Annotated in this window: 18 protein-coding genes and 2 pseudogenes; 11 read left to right on the forward strand and 9 right to left on the reverse strand. The window is 69.8% G+C overall.

Going from position 1 to position 18,852, the window contains the following annotated elements; genetic code table 11:
* Window positions 1-4: 4 nt before the first annotated feature.
* From sigM to trxA, 4 genes are all read left to right on the forward strand, one after another.
* The gene (gene sigM, locus BJ982_RS07185) at window positions 5-649 is read left to right on the forward strand and encodes an RNA polymerase sigma factor SigM (RefSeq protein ID WP_184877714.1); all 645 of its coding nucleotides are present in this window, start codon (window positions 5-7) and stop codon (window positions 647-649) included.
* Window positions 639-1,628, forward strand: coding sequence for an anti-sigma factor family protein (locus tag BJ982_RS07190; RefSeq protein ID WP_184877715.1), 990 nt, complete (start codon window positions 639-641; stop codon window positions 1,626-1,628). The genes sigM and BJ982_RS07190 overlap by 11 nt, the downstream gene beginning before the upstream one ends.
* Window positions 1,629-1,870: 242 nt before the next feature.
* A complete protein-coding gene (trxB, locus tag BJ982_RS07195) occupies window positions 1,871-2,812 on the forward strand; it encodes a thioredoxin-disulfide reductase (RefSeq protein WP_184877716.1) in 942 nt (313 codons plus the stop codon).
* Window positions 2,813-2,823: 11 nt separating this feature from the next.
* Window positions 2,824-3,147: a thioredoxin gene (gene trxA / locus BJ982_RS07200; protein ID WP_221482284.1), complete on the forward strand. Its 324-nt coding sequence runs from the start codon at window positions 2,824-2,826 to the stop codon at window positions 3,145-3,147.
* A gap of 123 nt (window positions 3,148-3,270) precedes the next feature.
* Here the strand turns inward: trxA and BJ982_RS07205 are convergent, their stop codons facing one another.
* Window positions 3,271-3,873 carry a GNAT family N-acetyltransferase gene (locus BJ982_RS07205; protein ID WP_239122960.1) on the reverse strand — a complete coding sequence of 201 codons (603 nt, stop codon included), beginning with the start codon at window positions 3,871-3,873 and terminating at the stop codon, window positions 3,271-3,273.
* Between the two features lie 391 nt (window positions 3,874-4,264).
* Between BJ982_RS07205 and BJ982_RS07210 the strand changes: the two genes are divergently transcribed.
* The 3 genes from BJ982_RS07210 (at window position 4,265) to BJ982_RS07220 (ending at window position 7,672) form a co-directional block, all read left to right on the forward strand.
* Window positions 4,265-5,497 carry an aminotransferase-like domain-containing protein gene (locus tag BJ982_RS07210; protein ID WP_184888520.1) on the forward strand — a complete coding sequence of 411 codons (1,233 nt, stop codon included), beginning with the start codon at window positions 4,265-4,267 and terminating at the stop codon, window positions 5,495-5,497.
* A 105-nt stretch (window positions 5,498-5,602) separates the two neighbouring features.
* Entirely contained in the window at window positions 5,603-6,559 is a 957-nt protein-coding gene (locus tag BJ982_RS07215) for a D-alanine--D-alanine ligase family protein (RefSeq protein WP_184877719.1), read from the forward strand.
* Between the two features lie 66 nt (window positions 6,560-6,625).
* Window positions 6,626-7,672, forward strand: coding sequence for a threonine aldolase family protein (locus tag BJ982_RS07220; RefSeq protein WP_184877721.1), 1,047 nt, complete (start codon window positions 6,626-6,628; stop codon window positions 7,670-7,672).
* Between the two features lie 54 nt (window positions 7,673-7,726).
* On the opposite strand, the gene BJ982_RS07225 is transcribed toward BJ982_RS07220, so the two are convergent.
* From BJ982_RS07225 to rpmH, 8 genes are all read right to left on the reverse strand, one after another.
* Window positions 7,727-8,674 carry a ParB/RepB/Spo0J family partition protein gene (locus BJ982_RS07225; protein WP_184877723.1) on the reverse strand — a complete coding sequence of 316 codons (948 nt, stop codon included), beginning with the start codon at window positions 8,672-8,674 and terminating at the stop codon, window positions 7,727-7,729.
* 139 nt (window positions 8,675-8,813) lie between these two features.
* The gene (locus BJ982_RS07230; protein WP_184877725.1) at window positions 8,814-9,629 is read right to left on the reverse strand and encodes a ParA family protein; all 816 of its coding nucleotides are present in this window, start codon (window positions 9,627-9,629) and stop codon (window positions 8,814-8,816) included.
* Window positions 9,630-9,880: 251 nt separating this feature from the next.
* On the reverse strand, window positions 9,881-10,570 hold the full coding sequence (rsmG, locus tag BJ982_RS07235; protein ID WP_184877727.1) for a 16S rRNA (guanine(527)-N(7))-methyltransferase RsmG: 690 nt from the start codon (window positions 10,568-10,570) through the stop codon (window positions 9,881-9,883).
* 333 nt (window positions 10,571-10,903) lie between these two features.
* Entirely contained in the window at window positions 10,904-11,416 is a 513-nt protein-coding gene (locus BJ982_RS07240) for a Jag family protein (protein ID WP_203959053.1), read from the reverse strand.
* Between the two features lie 24 nt (window positions 11,417-11,440).
* Window positions 11,441-12,409: a membrane protein insertase YidC gene (yidC, locus tag BJ982_RS07245; RefSeq protein WP_184877729.1), complete on the reverse strand. Its 969-nt coding sequence runs from the start codon at window positions 12,407-12,409 to the stop codon at window positions 11,441-11,443.
* A 4-nt stretch (window positions 12,410-12,413) separates the two neighbouring features.
* Window positions 12,414-12,770 carry a membrane protein insertion efficiency factor YidD gene (gene yidD, locus BJ982_RS07250; RefSeq protein ID WP_184877731.1) on the reverse strand — a complete coding sequence of 119 codons (357 nt, stop codon included), beginning with the start codon at window positions 12,768-12,770 and terminating at the stop codon, window positions 12,414-12,416.
* Complete coding sequence (rnpA, locus tag BJ982_RS07255; protein WP_221315014.1) at window positions 12,767-13,138, reverse strand: ribonuclease P protein component; 372 nt, start codon at window positions 13,136-13,138, stop codon at window positions 12,767-12,769. Before rnpA ends, yidD begins: the two co-directional genes overlap by 4 nt.
* Before the next feature lie 120 nt (window positions 13,139-13,258).
* Window positions 13,259-13,396: a 50S ribosomal protein L34 gene (gene rpmH / locus BJ982_RS07260; RefSeq protein WP_012895733.1), complete on the reverse strand. Its 138-nt coding sequence runs from the start codon at window positions 13,394-13,396 to the stop codon at window positions 13,259-13,261.
* Window positions 13,397-13,944: 548 nt separating this feature from the next.
* Here rpmH and BJ982_RS41110 point away from each other — a divergent pair.
* The 4 genes and pseudogenes from BJ982_RS41110 to gnd all read left to right on the forward strand — a co-directional run.
* Window positions 13,945-14,139 (forward strand): annotated as a pseudogene (locus BJ982_RS41110) (DnaA N-terminal domain-containing protein); the annotation flags it as partial.
* Window positions 14,140-14,398: 259 nt separating this feature from the next.
* Window positions 14,399-15,906: pseudogene (gene dnaA / locus BJ982_RS07265) on the forward strand (chromosomal replication initiator protein DnaA); the annotation flags it as partial.
* A gap of 603 nt (window positions 15,907-16,509) precedes the next feature.
* The gene (dnaN, locus tag BJ982_RS07270; RefSeq protein WP_184877735.1) at window positions 16,510-17,646 is read left to right on the forward strand and encodes a DNA polymerase III subunit beta; all 1,137 of its coding nucleotides are present in this window, start codon (window positions 16,510-16,512) and stop codon (window positions 17,644-17,646) included.
* 88 nt (window positions 17,647-17,734) lie between these two features.
* Window positions 17,735-18,688, forward strand: a complete 954-nt coding sequence (gnd, locus tag BJ982_RS07275; protein WP_275411681.1) for a phosphogluconate dehydrogenase (NAD(+)-dependent, decarboxylating) — start codon at window positions 17,735-17,737, stop codon at window positions 18,686-18,688.
* The last annotated feature ends 164 nt before the right edge of the window (window positions 18,689-18,852 follow it).

Here is an 18,852-nt window from a genome sequence, read left to right on the forward strand (position 1 = left end):
CGTTGTGAACCTTCCCCCCGATAGCCCACCGGCGGCGCAGCAGGCCGCGGGGTCCGCGTCCTCCGACGCCGACCTGCTGACCCGCCATATCGGCGGTGATCCACACGCGTTCAGCGAGATCGTCCGCCGCCACCGAGATCGCATGTGGGCCGTGGCCCTGCGCACTCTCGGTGACCCGGACGAGGCGGCCGATGCCGTGCAGGACGCCTTCGTCTCCGCCTACCGCAAGGCCGACAGCTTCCGCGGCGAGGCGGCCGTCACCACCTGGCTGCACCGCATCGTCGTCAACGCCTGCCTCGACCGCATGCGCCGCAAGTCGATCCGCCCGGTCGCCGACGACGAGCTCGTCGAGGCCGCCGAGCGGGACACCCCGATCCCCGACCACACGGGCGATCGCGACGTGTCCATGGAGGTCACGGCGGCGCTCAAGCTCCTGCCCGCCGACCAGCGCGCCGCGCTGGTGCTGGTCGACATGATGGGCTACTCGGTGGAGGACGCCGCCCAGGTGCTCGGCGTGCCGACCGGCACGATCAAGAGCCGCTGCGCGCGAGGCCGCGCGAAACTTGCCCCGATTCTTTCGCATCTGCGGAACCGTTCCGACCTAACTCGCGTCTCATCCGCGAAGGGAGCAGAACTTCGTGACGGGTGATACGCACTACGACTTCGAGGTCCTGGCCGAACTGGCCGAGGGTCTCCTCGACGTCGACACAGCCGCGCGGGTCCGCGAGCATCTCGCGGTATGCGACCCCTGCGGGGAGAGCCTCGCCGAGCTCGCCGCGGTCCGCGAGGTGCTCGCGGCCATGCCGGTGCCGGCGATGCCCATGGGCGTGGCGCTTCGCATCGACAAGGCGCTCGGCGCCGAGGCGGAGTCCCGGCGGGAAGGCGGCCTGAAGCTCGACGAGGCGCCCGACTGGGACCGCATCATGGCGGGTTCCCCCTGGGAGACCCCTGCGGCGCCGCCCGAGGTGGCGCCACCGGCCGTGGAGAGAACCGAAGAGGTCGTCCCGCTCGGCGTCGTCGCCGACGACGGCACGATCGTCCCTGCCAGGCGCAGGCGCGCGTCCCGGCGGCGTCCGTGGGCCATGCCCGTGGCGGCCAGCGTCGCCGCGGCCGTCGTGATCGGAGGAGCAGGGCTGACCTCCAGCCTGCTGACCGCCTCCGGTGGCGAGCGAGGGACGGGCGGCACGAACGTCGCCCTGCCCGAGCCGAGCGCCCCGACGCCCACCAGGCAGCCGAGCAGAGGCGTGGTCGGCACGGGTTCGACCAGCCCCGGTTCGACCCAGCAGCCGCGCGGCTACATGGTCGGCAAGAGCGACTACAACTACTCCAGCAGCGTCCTGGACGGCCCGCTGGTCACCTACGTCGGCGCGACCGGCCCCGGCTCGGACGGCTCGGCGTCGGCCGACCCCACGGTCGTCCGCTGTGTGTCGAAGATCTCCGCGCGGGTGGGGAAGAAGCTCGGCACCAAGCCGCCCACGCCCATCGGCGTCGACCAGGGGTTCTACGAGGGCAACGAGGCCACGGTCATGGCCTTCTGGAAGGACCGCTTCCGCAACGCCGTCTGGGTGTACGTCGTCAACGACGACTGCGCCAACGTGCGGCAGCCCGCCGTGGGCCGCTGGCAGTAGTAAGGGAAACAGGGCGCACCGCCCGCCGATCACGTCATCGAAGTCCCCCGGGGAAGTACCCTCGGGGGACTTCGCCGTGTCGGTGAGCGGTGCGTGGAGGGTCGGGAATGGCGTGCGCCTAGGATCTGTTGAGGCGACTGGCACCGACGACGAGGCGGCAACGACCGGCCGGTGCGGCGGCGCAGGGGTCCCGGACCTGCGGTCGAGCCAGTGACCATCCACGGGCAGGAGAGGCTGGAAGCGTGAGCGACGTCCGTAATGTCATCATCATCGGGTCGGGGCCTGCCGGGTACACGGCGGCGGTCTACGCCGCCCGCGCGGATCTGAATCCGCTCGTGTTCGAGGGCTCGGTCACCGCGGGTGGCGCGCTCATGAACACCACGGATGTGGAGAACTACCCCGGCTTCCCCGACGGCATCCTGGGCCCGGAGCTGATGGACAACTTCCGCAAGCAGGCGGAACGCTTCGGCGCCGAGCTCGTGGCCGACGACGTCGTCGAGGTCGATCTCACGCAGAGCCCCAAGGTGGTCAAGACCCACACCGACACCTACCTGGCCAGCACGGTGATCGTCGCGACCGGGTCCGGCTACCGTGAGCTCGGTCTGGAGAACGAGAAGCGGCTGTCCGGCCGCGGCGTCTCCTGGTGTGCCACCTGTGACGGCTTCTTCTTCCGCGACCAGGACATCGTGGTGGTCGGCGGTGGCGACACCGCGATGGAGGAGGCCACCTTCCTGAGCCGGTTCGCCCGCTCGGTGACGGTGATCCACCGCCGCGACCAGCTCCGCGCCAGCAAGATCATGCAGGACCGCGCGTTCGCCAACGAGAAGATCAGCTTCGTCTGGGACAGCGTGGTGACCGACGTGCTCGGCGACACCCGTGTCACCGGCGTCAAGGTGCAGAACATCAAGACCGGCGAGGAGACCGAACTCCCGGTGTCGGGCGTCTTCATCGCGATCGGGCACGACCCGCGCAGCGAGCTCTTCAAGGGCCAGCTCGACCTGGACGACGAGGGCTACGTCGTCGTCGACGCCCCCACCAGCAGGACCAACATCGATGGCGTCTTCGCCGCCGGCGATGTCGTCGACCACACCTACCGCCAGGCGATCACGGCCGCGGGCACCGGCTGTTCTGCGTCGATCGACGCCGAGCGCTGGCTCGCCGACCACGCCACCGCACAGAGTTAAGGGAGAGAACCTTGGGCGAGATCAAGTCCGTGACCGACGCCACGTTCGCGGCCGAAGTCCTCAAGAGCGACAAGCCGGTGCTCGTGGACTTCTGGGCCGAGTGGTGCGGTCCGTGCCGCCAGGTCGCGCCGATCCTGCAGGAGATCGCGACCGAGCACGCCGACAAGCTCAGCATCGTCAAGATCAACATTGACGAGAATCCGCAGACTCCGCGGGACTACGGCGTACTCCAGATTCCGACCCTGAACGTCTACAAGGGTGGAGAGGTCGTGAAGCAGATCATCGGCGCCAAGCCGAAGGCCATGCTGCTCCGCGAGCTCGACGGCGTCATCTGACGCCCCTGCGGCCCGCACAGAGCCGTACCACCGCTCTCCGAAGCGGCACCCACCCAGGAGCCCTCCGTGCCAGACGGCGCGGGGGGCTTCTGCGTACGTGCGCGACGAAGGGCTGAGATCGCCTCAGACCGGGCGAAGGGCTCGTTCCGGGGTCATGGAGCCGAGGAGCCGTTCCAGGGCCACCTCGACGTCCTCACGCCATGAGGCGGCGGTCTTCAGCTCCAGCCGCAGGCGGGGAAAGCGCAAATGCGGCCGGACGGTCTTGAAACCGACCGCGAGCAGGTATTCGGCAGGCAGGACGCAGCCCGGCTGTTCCCATTTCAGGTCGCCGAACGCCTCGATCGCCCGGACACCGCGCCGCGTGAGGTCTTTCGCCACTCCCTGGATGAGCATGCGGCCCAGGCCGCCGCCGGAGAACTCGGGGATGATATGGGCCGTCATCAGCAGGACGGCGTCGGCGCTCACCGGCGAGGTCGGGAACGCGACCGAGCGCGGCACGTACAGCGGGGGCGCGTACAGGACGAAACCGGCGGGAACCCCGTCGACGTAACAGATCTTTCCGCAGCTTCCCCATTCGAGCAGGGTGGCGGAGATCCACGCCTCCTTTTCCAGCCCGGGGTCGCCGGCGAGCTGGGCGCGTTCTCCGCTGACGGGGTCGAGTTCCCAGAAGACGCAGCGCCGGCAGCGACGCGGCAGATCGTCGAGATTGTCGAGTGTGATGTTCACGAGCCGGCGCGACACCTCAGGACCCCCAATCCTTGCGAGACGAGCGCGAGTCATGGCGGAAAAGCCCATGAATTACGGCGTCTCCAGTCTGGCATGGTAGCCGAGTGAAAGCGGATCACGGCGATTCCGCCATCCGACCCGCGTGACCGGGCGTCGCACACCGCGAAGGGGCGGGTAATTTGTGCGCTTCGCGACAGATGTCCGCTTAGTGAGGCAAATTCATGGGACACGAGGGGCCCCTGCCGTACCCTGGTGTCTTCGGCAGGAAACCTGGCCGGCAACGACGAGGAGGTGGACCGTGACGCAAGAGCAGGATCACGGTCGGAGTACGGCGGCCCACGGGTCGCGCATCGACGCCTACATCGACCGGTACGCCGCACGCGCGGCCGGGATGGTGGCCTCCGAGGTCCGAGCTCTTTTCGCCGTCGCATCGAGGCCCGAGGTGGTCTCGCTGGCCGGCGGCATGCCGTACGTCACGGCCCTCCCCCTCGACAGCGTCGGCGAGCTCGTCGCCGACCTCGTGGCACGGCGCGGCACCGTCGCGCTCCAGTACGGCTCCGGCCAGGGCGACGCGCACCTGCGCGAGCAGATCTGCGAGGTCATGCGCCTGGAGGGCATCGAGGCGGGCGCGGACGACGTCGTCGTCACCGTCGGCTCCCAGCAGGCGCTCGACCTGATCACCCGCATCTTCATCGACCCGGGCGACGTGATCCTCGCCGAGGGCCCGTCCTACGTCGGCGCGCTCGGCACGTTCTCGGCCTACGAGGCGTCCGTCGTCCACGTCGCCATGGACGACCACGGGCTCGTCCCCGAGGCTCTCGCCGAGACGATCGCCTCGCTGGCGCGCCAGGGCCGCCGCATCAAGTTCCTCTACACCATCCCGAACTTCCAGAACCCCGCCGGCGTCACGCTCAACGCGGCCCGCCGCCGCCAGGTGCTGGACATCTGCCACCGGGCCGGCGTGCTGGTCGTGGAGGACAACCCCTACGGGCTTTTGGGCTTCGACGGCGAGCCGATGCGGGCATTACGAGCGGACGACCCGGAAGGGGTCGTGTACCTGGGGTCGTTCTCCAAGACCCTCGCGCCCGGCTTCCGCGTCGGCTGGGCGCTCGCCCCGCACGCCGTCAGGGACAAGCTGGTGCTGGCGATGGAGTCGGCCGTGCTGTCGCATTCCAGCTTCTCCCAGCTCGCCGTCGGCCAGTACCTGGCCACCCAGCCGTGGCGTGAGCAGATCAAGACGTTCCGCGAGCTGTACCGGGAGCGGCGTGACACCATGCTCGCCGCGCTGGAGGCGCTCATGCCGGCCGGGTGCTCGTGGACCCGCCCCGCGGGCGGGTTCTTCGTGTGGATGACGCTGCCCGAGGGGCTGGACTCCAAGGCGATCCTGCCGCGCGCGGTCGCCGAGCGGGTGGCGTTCGTGCCCGGCACCGGCTTCTACGCCGACGGGTCCGGCGCCCGCAACATGCGCCTGTCGTACTGCTACCCCGAGCCGCACCGCATCCGCGAGGGCGTGCGGCGCCTGGCGGGCGTGATCGAGCAGGAGCTGGTCATCCGCGACACGTTCGGCACGGGCTCGGCGCCGTCGCACTCCGGGGTGGACACCCCCGGGCCCGACGTAGCCTGAAGTCGACGCGCGGCGCCCCCCTCCGGCGGGGCGCCGCGTCCCATCTTCCGGTCCTTTCGTCTTCGGACCGGTCTCTCTCATCTCCGGAAACGAGAAAGGTGCTCGATGAGCGATCTCGGCCATGTGCTGGTGCTGGCGGGCGGATTGTCCTACGAGCGCGAGGTCTCGCTGCGCTCGGGCCGCCGGGTGAGCGAGGTGCTCCGCGCCGCCGGCATCGACGTCGAGACGCGCGACACCGACTCCTCGCTGGTGCCCTCCGTCCTCGCCGACCCGCCGGACGCGGTGTTCGTGACCCTGCACGGCGGCAGCGGAGAGGACGGCGCGATCCGCTCGGTGCTGGAGCTGCTGTCGGTCCCGTACGTGGGCGCGGCGCCGGACGCCTGCCGGATCGCCTTCGACAAGCCGACCGCCAAGACCGTCGTGCGATCGGTCGGGGTGCGCACGCCCGAGGCGGTCGTGCTGCCCAAGGAGACCTTCCACGACCTCGGCGCCTCAGCGGTGCTGGCCCGCATCATCGACCGCCTGGGGCTGCCGCTGTTCGTCAAGCCGTCGCGCGGCGGGTCGGCGCTCGGGGCGTCCATCGTCCGCAAGGCCGACGAGCTGCCGGCCGCGATGGTGGGCTGCTTCGCGTACGGGGACACCGCGCTGGTCGAGCGGTACATCGAAGGCGTGGAGGTCGCGGTGTCCGTCGTCGACGTCGGCGACGGGCCCGCGGCGCTGCCGCCCGTCGAGATCGTCGCCGACGAGGGCGTGTACGACTACTCCGCCCGCTACACCGCCGGGCACACCGAGTTCTTCGCCCCCGCGCGGCTGCGCCCGGAGGTCGCCGAGGCGTGCGCCCAGATGGCGATCACCGCGCACACGGCCCTCGGCCTGCGCGACCTGTCACGCACCGACATCATCGTCGACGCCTCCGGTGAGCCCTACTTCCTGGAGGTGAACGTGGCGCCCGGCATGACGGAGACCTCGCTGCTGCCCATGGCGGTGGAGGCCGCCGGGCAGGACCTGTCGCAGATCTGCGCGGCCCTGCTGCGCGCCGCGGTCCGCCGCGCCGCCGCCTAGCGTCCCGGGGCGGCTCGCGGCATCCGCCCCGTCCGGCGCCGGCCCGGGCGGCATAGCCTTGCGGGCGTGATCGAAACCCTTCACCCCAAGAGCTTCGCCAGTGACAACCACGCGGGCGCGCACCCGTCCGTGGTGGCCGCCGCCGTCGCCGCCAACGAGGGGGACGCGCCCGCCTACGGCGACGACCGGTGGACGGACGTGCTCTCCGGTCAGATCCGCGCCGAGTTCGGGGACGCGGCCGCGAGCCTCGTCGTCCTGAACGGCACCGGGGCCAACATGCTCAGCCTCAGCCTCCTGCTGGGGCGGCGGTACGAGGCGGTCATCTGCCCGGACACCGCGCACATCGCTACGCACGAGACGGGTGCGGCCGAGCGCGTCCTCGGCGTCAAGCTGATCACGGTGCCGACGCCCGACGGGAAGCTCACGCCCGGGGACGTGACCGCCCGGCTGGGCGGGCGCGGCAACATCAGCGAGGTGCAGCCGAGCGTCGTCTCCATCTCGCAGGTGACGGAGCTCGGAACCTGCTACACGCCGGACGAGGTCGCCGCGCTGGCCCGCACGGCGCACGACCACGGCATGACGCTGCACATGGACGGCGCCCGCCTGGCCAACGCGGCCGCCTTCCTCGGGTGCCCGCTGCGCGCGCTGACGACCGACGCGGGCGTGGACGTGGTGAGCTTCGGCGCCAGCAAGAACGGCGCGATGGTCGGCGAGGCGGTGATTGTGCTGCGTCCCGAACTCGCGGAGGCGGGCCCGTTCCTGCGCCGGCAGACGCTGCAGCTCGCTTCCAAGATGCGCTTCGTCTCGGCGCAGATCTCCGCGCTGCTCACCGACGGGCTCTGGCGCCGGAACGCCGATCAGGCCAACGCCATGGCCCGGCGGCTCGCCGACGGCGTGGCGGACCTTCCCGGCCTGGCGATCCGCTGGCCGGTCGAGTCGAACGCGGTCTTCGCCTCGCTGCCCGCGGCGGCGATCGACGAGCTGCGCGCCCGCTTCGCCTTCCACGTGTGGGACGAGGGCACCGGCACCGTCCGCTGGATGACCGCCTTCGACACCACACCCGAGGACGTGGACACGTTCGTGACGGCGATCCGCCAGGTGCTCAAGAGTTGACCCCGGGCACGGGGCGCGTGTTTCACGTGAAACGGCGCCACGGGACGACCCGCGTCAGTCCTCCAGCGCCGCTCCGGGAGCCATGGCGCTGATGATGCGCTCAAGGTCGTCCATCGAGGCGAACTCCACGACGATGCGTCCCTTGCGGCGGCCGAGATCGACCTTCACCCGGGTCTCGAAGTGGTCGGAGAGCCGGTGGGCGAGGTGGGACAGCGTCGGATCGGGGGCGTCCTTGGCGCGGCGGGCGCGGGGCGCCGGGGCGGCGGTCGCCTCCCCCATCGAGACGATCTCTTCCACGGTGCGGACGGACAGGCCCTCCGCGACGATGCGGGAGGCGAGGTGTTCCTGGCCCGCCGGATCGGTGAGCGCGAGGAGCGCCCGGGCGTGGCCCGCGCTGATCGTGCCGGCCGCGACGCGGACCTGGACGTTGCCCGGCAGGTTCAGCAGGCGGAGCGTGTTGGTGATGTGCGAGCGGGACCGTCCGACGCGCTGGGCGAGCTGTTCGTGGGTGGCGCCGAAGTCGTCCAGGAGCTGGCGGTACGCGGCCGCCTCTTCCAGCGCGTTGAGCTGTTCCCGCTGGAGGTTCTCGATCAGGGCGTCGCGGAGCATCGCGTCGTCCTGGGTGTTCCTGACGATGGCGGGGATCTCGTCGAGCCCGAGGAGCTTGGACGCCCGCCAGCGCCGCTCCCCCATGACCAGCTCGTACGTTCCGTCGCCCAGGGAGCGTACGACGATCGGCTGGAGGAGGCCGACCTCGCGGATGGAGTCGGCCAGCTCGGTGATGGCGTCCTCGTCGAAGATCTCACGGGGCTGCCGCGGGTTCCTCGTGATCGCCTTGACAGGGATCTCCATGAAATAGGCGCCGGCGACGGGCTTCGGCCCGTCGTCCACCGGAGCGGCCTCGGCAATCGTGCCCGCACCGCCCGCCGCCTCGATGATCGGCCCGGTGGGGATCAGGGCGCCGAGTCCCTTCCCCAATCCACCACGCCTCTGCTGAGCCACGACTTCCTCCTCGCCCAACGGCCCGCTCGCGCGGGACGGCCGTCCTCGTCGCCGCCGCCGCGTCTTCGACTTGATCCTGACGTACCGGTCGGGCCCGGCGCGTGCCCTCCTCCGCAGAAGGCGCCGCCACCGGACCGGGTCAGCCTTCCGCCACCGTGGCCCCCCGGAAGGCGAGTTCGCGGGCGGCGTCCATGTACGCCATGGCGCCGCTGGATCCGGCGTCGTAGGTGAGCACGGACTGCCCGTAGCTCGGCGCCTCCGACACCCGGACGCTGCGGGGGATCACCGTGTTCAGCACCGTGTCCTTGAAGTGCGAGCGCACCTCGTCGGCGACCTGGGACGCCAGCCGCGTGCGGCCGTCGTACATGGTGAGCAGGATCGTGGAGACCTTCAGGGCCTGGTTCAGGTGCACGCGGACGAGCTCGACGTTCTGGAGGAGCTGGCTGACCCCTTCGAGCGCGTAGTACTCGCACTGGATGGGGATCATGACCTCTTCCGCCGCCACCATGGCGTTCACGGTGAGCAGGCCGAGCGAGGGCGGGCAGTCGATGAGGATGTAGTCGAGCTCGACGGCGTCGTAGGCCTGCAGGGCGCGCTTGAGCCGGGCCTCGCGCGCCACCAGGGACACCAGCTCGATCTCGGCGCCGGCCAGCCCGATCGTCGCGGGCGCGCAGTAGAGGTTGGGCATGTCCGGCACCGGCCTGACGATCTCGGCGAGCGCCATGTCATCGACCAGCACCTGATAGACGGACGGGATGTCACCGCGGTGCTCGACGGACAGGGCCGTCGAGGCGTTCCCCTGCGGGTCGAGGTCCACGACCAGGACGCGCTGGCCGTGCATCGACAGCCCCGCGGCCAGGTTCACCGCCGTGGTGGTCTTGCCGACGCCGCCCTTCTGGTTGGCGATGGTGATGACGCGACACTTGGGAGGACGGGGCCAGTCGCCCTCACGCATACCTGAGGAGTAGCCGATCGAAGCGGCGGCCACGGGAGCTGACGGGGCTGTTTCACGTGAAACCACTGAGCTGAGCGCCTCTCGGACCAGGGGCGAATCGCCGGAGTTACGGGGGGACTGTGAGACGGCCGTCGTCCTTTCGACCGGCTCGGCGTGGACTGACGGCCAGCCGAGGCCGGACGGCCTCCCGCTTGTGGCGGAGACATGACTACCCGGCCAGCCAAGGCCGCCTGCCGTGTCCGGCATAACCGTCACCTCTTCCGTCGGCGCCGCGTGGCTTGCGCGCGTCGAGCTGGCGAGCGTCCGGCGACCACCCGGACAAGAGTCGCGGGCGGATCGACCTTACCGCGCCCGACCGTGACAAGCTCGGCGGTCTCCACCCCATAGGAGTGCAATTGTTGTGTCGCGGCGTCCAACTCCTCCGCCGCGCGCTCCCCCTTCATCGCCAGGAGCTGGCCGCCGGGCCGGAGAAGGGGCATGGACCACGAGAGCAGACGGTCCAGGGGAGCGACCGCGCGGGCGGAGGCGACGTCGAAGGTGCGCTGGCCGGCGAGCTCCTCGGCACGCCCGCGCACCACCTCGACGTTGTCAAGCTTCAGCCCCTCCACGCATTCCTCAAGGAAGGTCGTCCTGCGCAACAGAGGTTCCAGAAGGGTGACCTGGACGTCAGGCCGCACGATCGCCAGCACCACTCCGGGCAGGCCCGCGCCGGAGCCGATGTCGACGAGGTGCGCCGCCTGCGGCACGGCCTCGGCCACCACGGCGCAGTTCAGCAGATGTCGATCCCAGACGCGTGGGATCTCTCTCGGCCCAAGAAGCCCGCGCACGACGCCGGGACCGGCCAGCATCTCCGCGAACGCCTGGGCCCGGGGCCATGCTTCGCCGGTGAAAACCTCGCGCGCCACAGCGGGCGCGTCGGGCAGCTCGTCGCTTTCCGCCATCACTCACTCAACTAGAACCGTCACAGCATCCCCGCGTAAGGGTAGCCGTCCCGGCGGTCTTCATCGCTCCGACGCGGCGGTCGTGTGGACGACGCGCACGCGCGGCATGAGCCGCCGGCCAGGGAATCGTGGGTCATCGCCGGTTCAAGAGCCGGTCAAAGATCGCGATGTCGGGGGAGGGGCGGCCACGGCCGTCCCGATCGGGGGGTTACAACATAAGCGACGCATCGGATGCCCGGCTCCTCCTCGCCGGAAAGAGCCCGGAAAACCGACAGGCCGCCGGATCCCTCACGGGACCGGCGGCCTGCGTCGTTCAGGGACCCCGCTGACGCGTCAGGCGGGCAGGACGACGACGTAGCGGTCGGGCTCCTCGCCCTCGGACTCGCTGCGCAGCCCCGCGGCGGCCACGGCGTCGTGCACGATCTTGCGCTCGAACGGCGTCATCGGCTGCAGGGACTTCGCCTCCCCGGAACGCTTGACGTCCTCGGCCGCCTTCGCGCCGAGCTTGCTCAGCTCGACCCGCCTGCCCTGGCGGTAGCCGCCCACGTCGAGCATGAGCCGGGAGCGCTCGCCCGTACGGCGGTGGACCGCCAGGCGGGTCAGCTCCTGCAGGGCCTCCAGGACCTCACCGTTCGGGCCGACGAGATGCCCGCCCTTGATGTCGACGATGGAGACCAGGGCGCGGTCGCCTTCGACGTCCATGTCGATGTCGCCGTCGAGGTCGGCGATGTCCAGCAGCCCTTCGAGGTAGTCGGCCGCGATCTCGCCCTCCTGCTCCAGGGCGGCGACGTCAGGGGCGGCCTTCACGGCGGCCTGCTGAGCCTGTTCCTCGTTGACCTCTGTCACGTCCGGACTCCTTTAGACAACCGGCTACGACTTCTTGCTACCTGTGCGCTTGCTGCGCGGCTGCCTGCTGGGCTGCTGGCGGATGATCTTCTGCTCGGGCGCGGGCGGCGCGTCCTGGGGCGCGTCCGCCTGCTTGGCGGCGGCCTTGCCCGGAAGGATCCTGCTCATTAGCCCTGGCTTGGGCTCAGGCTGCACCACGTTGCCCTTGGCGTCGACGACCGGCATCGGGTGACGGCTGTAGAACCAATGCTGCTGACCGAGCGTCCACAGGTTGGTGGTGACCCAGTAAAGGATAAGCCCGAGCGCGAAGTTCAGGCTGAACACCGCGAACAGTGGCGAGATGTACATCAAGATCTTCTGCTGCTGGGCCATCGGGTTGTCCGGCATCTGCGCCATGGAGCGCTGGACGCTCTGCCGGACGGTCAGGAAGGTGGTGGTGGAGCTGATCGCCACGAAGATGCCGAGCACGATCTTCGTCATGATCGGGTCGGCGCCGAACGCCTGGATGTCGTGGGCGCTGGTGAAGAACGTCGCCGGCACCGGCGCGCCGAAGATGTGCGCGGCGCGGGCGCTGTCGACCATCTCCTGGGTCATGCCGTGCGCGGCCTTGTCCTCGGCGATGGAGCGCAGCACGGTGAAGACCGAGATGAAGATCGGGAACTGTGCCACGATCGGCAGGCAGCCCCCGAGGGGGTTGGCGCCGGCCGTCTGGTACAGCTTCATGACCTCCTGGTTCATGCGCTGCTTGTCGTTCTTGTACTTCTTGCGCAGCTCTTGGACCTTGGGGGCCAGCTCCTGCATCTTCTTGGAGGAGCGCATCTGCTTCAGGAAGAGCGGGAAGATCAGCAGTCGCATCAGCACTGTGAGCGTGATGATGGTCAGGGCCCAGTTCAACCCGTTGTCGGGCGGGATGATGACGCTGTAGGCCCCGTGAATCCAGGCGATCACCGTAGCGACCGCCTTGTACAGCGGCTCCAGGAATGACAGCTCCACCGAGCTAGCTCCCTTGCGTTTCGTCGTGGGACCGGACCGGGCGCGGAGGCACCGGGTCGTAACCTCCCGGGTGGAAGGGGTGGCAACGCCCGATTCGCCGGACGGTCATCCACAGCCCCCGCGCCGCGCCGTGGACGGCGATCGCTTCGAGGCCATAGGCACTACAGGATGGTTCGAAGCGGCATCGCGGCCCGAGGAGGGGGCTGATGAAGGCTCGATAGAACCGGATCGGGCCCAGCAGGACCCGCGCCGCCGGAGAGACCGCCGCGGAGGGCGTCGTCGGGCTCGGGACGGCGCCCGGCAGCGCGAAGCGCACCGGGGTGGCGGCCCGTGTCCCGGCCTCCGTGTCTCGGCTTGTCATGATCGTCCATCCGTCGCGGCCGGACGACCCTGCCGCCTTTCAGGCGACCGCCGCCCGATCAGTCGATCCAGCGCGACGTCGAGCTCGGCGGCGAGGTGCTCGCTTCGCGCGGACGCCGCCTGTGGATTGGCGCGTACAACAAGCAGGCTACCTCTCGGTAGAGAGTGCAGGCGGTGCCGCATGAGGTGACGCAGGCGACGCTTGACGCGGTTCCTGACGACCGCGCCGCCGACGGCCTTGGAGACCACGAAGCCGACCAGGGGCGGGGCCTGGGGATCGCCCCGGTCGCTCAGGTGGGCGACGAGGGTGGGGCGTCCGGCGCGTCTTCCTCCCCGGATCGCGTTCGCGAACTCCTCACCCCGCCGCATGCGGGAGGCGGACGGCAACACGAGCGGACCTGCTTTCAGACCGGCACGGGTCCGGGCACGGCTATCGCCCGCCGGTCAGTTCCGACGGGCGAACGAACACGCACCGGACGCTCCGCGCCGTCAGGCGGAGAGCTCCACGCGGCCCTTGCGACGGCGGGCGGCGAGGATCGCGCGGCCGGCCCGCGTGCGCATGCGCAGCCGGAAGCCGTGGGTCTTCGCGCGGCGACGGTTGTTCGGCTGGAAAGTACGCTTGCTCACGAGTGGGCTCCAGGCTTGAGTTCACCCGCACGCGGTGCGGGTGAGTGACACACAGGGCAAGGCCTGTCGGATGCGCGGGCACGCCGAAGCGCCGTCGCGCGACAAGCCGACCGTCGTACGTTACGGGGCACGCGGGGCGTAGGTCAAACCGGGCGCGCCCGCCTCTGGCCGCGCCGCAGGTTATCCACTGTTCCACAGCCCCTTTTTCCACCGGCGCCACGTCATCCACAGGATGTGCATCATGCCTCCCCCGGCCAGCCAGTAGGCTGTGGACAACGTCTTGAACAGGGGTGTGCACAGCGCTACTGTCGGCCCTCCGGAACCTTCCCTCCCGCTCGTCGAAGTGCATGGAAGCGCGTCCGAGGGTTGTGGAAAGAATGTGGACCCAGTGTGGACCATGTGTGGACCACCGAGAGGAGCCTGCGGACAACGCTGTGGGGACAGCCGCGAGGCCCGGCACCGGCGGAGTCAGCTCCGGCGGGAGTCCATGTGGATAACGAATCGCGGCGAGCGTGCGGGGGCCGCGTCAAGGGAGGAGGGGCCGGCCAATGGATGGCGTCGACCTCGGCACGTTGTGGGCCCGGGCGCTGGAGAGCTTCGCGGAAGGCAGCGTCCCGCCTCAGCACCGTGCCTGGCTGAACATGACGCAGCCCATCGGGCTCACCAACGACACGATCCTCCTCGCCGCGCCCAACGACTTCGCCAAGGACGTCTTGGAGACCAAGCTCCTGCCGATGCTCGCGCACGCGCTGTCCCAGGGGTTCGGCCGCCCGCTGCGCCTGGCCGTCATCGTGGACCCGATGGCCGGCGCCGGCGACGCCCGGCCTCCGCGCGCGGACGGTTATCCCCAGGGAGCGGCGCCCAGGAACGACGGTTATCCCCAAGGTGGACAACCGCAGCAGGGGTACGGAAAGCCTGGTGGGCAAGGGTCTTTGGCGCAGCCCCCGTCTCGCGAGCCCGGGATATCCACCGGCTATCCACAGGCCAGGCCACAGGACAGGGCGTTCTCCTACGGCTATGGGGGCAACTCCGAGGGCTCCTACGACGACGCGCCCGGCGGGGCGTCCCAGGGGTATCCCCAGGACGGCTACCAGGGGCAGGATTCCTTCGGCGACCGCCGTGACAAGGGCCCCGACCAGGCGTCCTCCTCCGACGCGCCCGCGGCCGAGCAGTCGTACCCCCGCGACGACGGCGGCCGGCGCTATCCCCACGGCGACCAGCCGCAGCCGTTCCCCCGGGGGGACTCCTTTCCCCGCGGCGAGGCTCCGCAGCGTTTTCCCCGTGACGACCAGCAGTTCTCCCGGGGCGAGGGCGGCCAGCCGTACGCCTCTTCGTCCACAGGCGGGTACGCCGCCCAGCCCTCGTATCCGGGCAGGCCAGAGGCCCAGCCGCCGCGCCCGCGCCAGGACGCGGATGGTTTCGACCGTCCTGTGCAGAATCGCTGGGACAGCCGGGGCGGCAAGCCCAGCGAGCCCGCCCGGCTGAACCCGAAATACACCTTCGAGACGTTCGTCATCGGCGCGTCGAACCGGTTCGCGCACGCGGCCGCGGTCGCGGTGGCCGAGGCGCCGGCGAAGGCCTACAACCCTCTGTTCATCTACGGCGATTCGGGGCTGGGGAAAACCCACCTGCTCCACGCGATCGGGCATTACGCCCAAAGGCTCTACGACGGCGCCCGGGTGAGGTATGTGAGCTCGGAGGAGTTCACCAACGACTTCATCAACTCGATCCGCGACCACAAGGCGGACGGTTTCCGGGCCCGGTACCGGGCCGTGGACATCCTGCTCGTGGACGACATCCAGTTCCTGGAGGGCAAGGAGCAGACGCAGGAGGAGTTCTTCCACACCTTCAACACCCTCCACAACGCCAACAAGCAGATCGTGATCTCCAGCGACCGCGCGCCCAAGCAGCTCGTCACCCTGGAGGACCGTCTGCGCAACCGGTTCGAGTGGGGGCTCATCACGGACGTGCAGCCGCCCGAGCTGGAGACGCGCATCGCGATCCTGCGCAAGAAGGCGATCCAGGAAGGGCTCGCCGCCCCTGGTGACGTGCTCGAATACATCGCGAGCAAGATCTCGACCAACATCCGCGAGCTGGAGGGCGCGCTGATCCGCGTCACGGCGTTCGCCAGCCTGAACCGCCAGTCCGTCGATCTGCAGCTCGCCGAGGTCGTGCTGAAGGACCTCATCACCGAGGACTCCAGCACCGAGATCACCATCGCCACGATCATGGCGCAGACCGCGGCGTACTTCGGGTTGTCCATCGACGACCTGTGCGGAAGCTCGCGCTCGCGCGTACTGGTCACCGCACGCCAGATCGCCATGTACCTGGCCCGCGAGCTCACCGACCTCTCGCTTCCCAAGATCGGCCAGCAGTTCGGCGGGCGGGACCACACCACCGTCATGCACGCGGAACGCAAGATCAGGTCGCTGATGGCGGAGCGCAGGTCGATGTACAACCAGGTCACAGAGCTGACGAACCGCATCAAACAGAACAGCCGCAGCGCCTGATGATCCACAGCCTGTGGATAACCCTGTGGATCAGGGCACAGTGTCAGTGAATACGGCGAAACCGGCGCCAGGGACGCGAACAAGCAAGCGATCGGCCGAGGAAACGGACATCAGAGCCTGGGGAAAACTCTGGGGACATCCTGGGGAAGACCTGGGGACTACCGGTGGAAGACTTGTGGACGCCCTGTGGGAAGCGCCGCGGCACCCTCCGAAGCTGGAGCCCTACCCCGTGGATAACCGGTGGAAACCTCGTGGATATCTCGTGGATGAAGACCCCCGAATCTGGGGACGGCCTGTGCGTAACCTTCCGTCATCCCCAGGCCGGGCCGCGATACCCACCGGTCATCCCCAGGCCCGGTGGACAACTAAGGGCCTCTGAGCTGGGAAGACACTAGACTTCCACAGTATCCACGGCCCCTAATGAGATGACCTGTATCTCTCTCTACTTAGAACTCAAGACCCATAGAAGGGTTCCGGCGGTGCTCCGGCGCGCGAGGGTGAAAACTTGCACCGACGGCGCGGAGCGCCCGGGCCGGGAGGAAGCTCCCCGCCGGCGCCCAGCTACCGACAGGCTCACAGCCCATCAACAGGAGGCGGATCCACGTGATGTTCCGGGTCGACCGAGACGTGCTCGCAGAGGCTGTGGCGTGGACCGCCCGCAGCCTGCCCGCGAGGCCGTCCGTGCCGGTGCTCGCCGGCATGCGGCTTGAGGTCACAGAAAAGCAGCAGCAGCTCAAGCTCTCCGGGTTCGACTACGAGGTGTCCGCCGAGGTGACCCTGGAGTTGCAGACCGGAGACCCCGGTGTGGTGCTCGTCTCCGGCCGTCTCCTGGCCGAGATCACCCGTGCCCTTCCCGCACAGCCTGTGGATTTCGTGGTGGAAGGCGCGAAAGCGGTGGTCACCTGCGGCAGTGCGAGATTCACACTGTTGACGATGCCTGTGGAGGACTATCCCTCCCTGCCCGCGATGCCCCCCGCGGCGGGCCGCGTCGGCAGCGACGTGTTCTCCTCCGCCGTCGCCCAGGTCGCCGTCGCCGCCGGCAAGGACGACACCCTGCCCATGCTCACCGGCGTCCGCATGGAGATCGAGGGCGACACGGTCACCCTCGCCGCGACCGACCGCTACCGTCTCGCCGTGCGCGAGCTCAAGTGGCAGCCCGACCAGGCCGACTTCTCGGCGATCGCCATGATCCCGGGCCGCACCCTCGCCGACACCGCCAAGTCGCTCACCACCGGCGCCGAGGTCGAGATCGCGCTCAGCTCCACCGGCGGCACCGGCGAGGGCATGATCGGCTTCTCCAGCGCCGGCCGCCGCACCACCACCCGCCTGCTGGACCCGGAGTTCCCCAAGTACCGCTCCCTGCTGCCCACCGAGTTCTCCGCCCACGCCGACCTGGCGACGTCGGCGTTCGTCGAGGCCGTCAAGCGCGTCGCGCTGGTCGCCGAGCGCAACACCCCGGTGCGGCTGGCCTTCCACGGCGGCGAGGTCGTGCTGGAGGCCGGCAGCGGCGACGAGGCCCAGGCGGTCGAGGTGCTGCCGGTCGACTTCGACGGCGACGAGATCAACATCGCCTTCAACCACCAGTTCCTGCTGGAGGGCCTCGGCGCGATCGACTCCGACGTCGCCCGGCTGCAGTTCACCACGTCCACCAAGCCGGCGATCCTGACGGGAAAGCCTGTGGACGACGGGATGACACCCGACTACCGCTACCTCATCATGCCCATCCGCCTCTCCAGCTAGGATCCCGGTCGCTCGCCCGATTGGGCGGGGAACGGCCGGGTACGGCGCGGACGGGCGTCGTGAATGAGAAAGACCTTCATCGAGGGGTGTGGCTGATATGCAGATCGGCATGATCGGGCTCGGCAAGATGGGCGGCAACATGGCCGAGCGGCTGCGGCGCGCCGGTCATGACGTGGTCGGGTACGACCGCGACCCCAAGGTCAGCGACGTCGGCGGCCTGAGCGAGCTCGTCGAGCGCCTGAACACCCCTCGGGCGGTCTGGGTGATGGTCCCCGCGGGCGACCCGACCAGGGCGACGCTCCGTGAGCTGGGCGAGCTGCTCTCGCCCGGCGACGTCGTCGTCGACGGAGGCAACTCCCACTACCTCGACGACCAGAAGCACGCCGAGGAGCTGGCCGCCAAGGGCATCTCGTTCGTGGACGTCGGCGTCAGCGGCGGCGTGTGGGGCCTGCGCAACGGCTACGCCCTCATGGTCGGCGGCGAGGCGGACGCCGTCACCATGCTGATGCCGGTCTTCGAGGCGCTCAAGCCCGAGGGCGAGGACGGCTTCGTCCACGCCGGCAAGGTCGGCGCGGGGCATTTCGCCAAGATGGTCCACAACGGCATCGAGTACGGCGTCATGCAGGCGTTCGCCGAGGGCTGGGAGCTGCTGGAGGCCACGGACCTCGTCACCGACGTCCCCGCCACCTTCAAGAGCTGGCGCACCGGCACGGTGATCCGCTCGTGGCTGCTCGACCTGCTGGTCCGCGCCCTGGAGGAGGACGCCGACCTGTCGGAGCTGAAGGGCTACGCCGCGGACTCCGGGGAGGGCCGCTGGACGGTCCAGGCCGCCGTCGACCACGCCGTCCCGCTCCCGGCGATCACCGCCGCGCTGTACGCCCGCTTCGCCTCCCGCCAGGAGGACTCCCCGGCGATGAAGATGGTCGCGGCGCTGCGCAACCAGTTCGGCGGCCACGCCGTCTCCTCGACCGAGGGGCAGCACGCCAAGGGCGCGGACTCCCCGGGCGCCGACGTCACCCCGCCCGTGGAGGCCCAGGGCTGAACCCCTCTGCGGGCACACCCCCGCCTGTACGGCCGCACAAGCCTCTCAGGGGGCCGTTGCGCGCCTGTGGCGTCTCCTTCGTCGCCCGGCGGGCGGGCGGGTCCCCAAACGCCGTACATCGCCACGGGAAGCCATCGCGGGGGGCGAGATGTGCCCATGTTGTC

The organism is Sphaerisporangium siamense (assembly GCF_014205275.1).
GTDB classification, from domain to species: domain Bacteria; phylum Actinomycetota; class Actinomycetes; order Streptosporangiales; family Streptosporangiaceae; genus Sphaerisporangium; species Sphaerisporangium siamense.

Excerpts from the sequence above, each read along its gene's own strand:
- BJ982_RS07230 (WP_184877725.1), bottom strand. The coding sequence starts at position 9,629 with ATGCGTGAGGGCGACTGGCCCCGTCCTCCCAAGTGTCGCGTCATCACC.
- BJ982_RS07215 (WP_184877719.1), top strand. The coding sequence starts at position 5,603 with ATGAGCGATCTCGGCCATGTGCTGGTGCTGGCGGGCGGATTGTCCTAC.
- rnpA (WP_221315014.1), bottom strand. The coding sequence starts at position 13,138 with ATGCGGCGGGGTGAGGAGTTCGCGAACGCGATCCGGGGAGGAAGACGC.
- rsmG (WP_184877727.1), bottom strand. The coding sequence starts at position 10,570 with ATGGCGGAAAGCGACGAGCTGCCCGACGCGCCCGCTGTGGCGCGCGAG.
- BJ982_RS07210 (WP_184888520.1), top strand. The coding sequence starts at position 4,265 with ATGGTGGCCTCCGAGGTCCGAGCTCTTTTCGCCGTCGCATCGAGGCCC.
- yidD (WP_184877731.1), bottom strand. The coding sequence starts at position 12,770 with ATGACAAGCCGAGACACGGAGGCCGGGACACGGGCCGCCACCCCGGTG.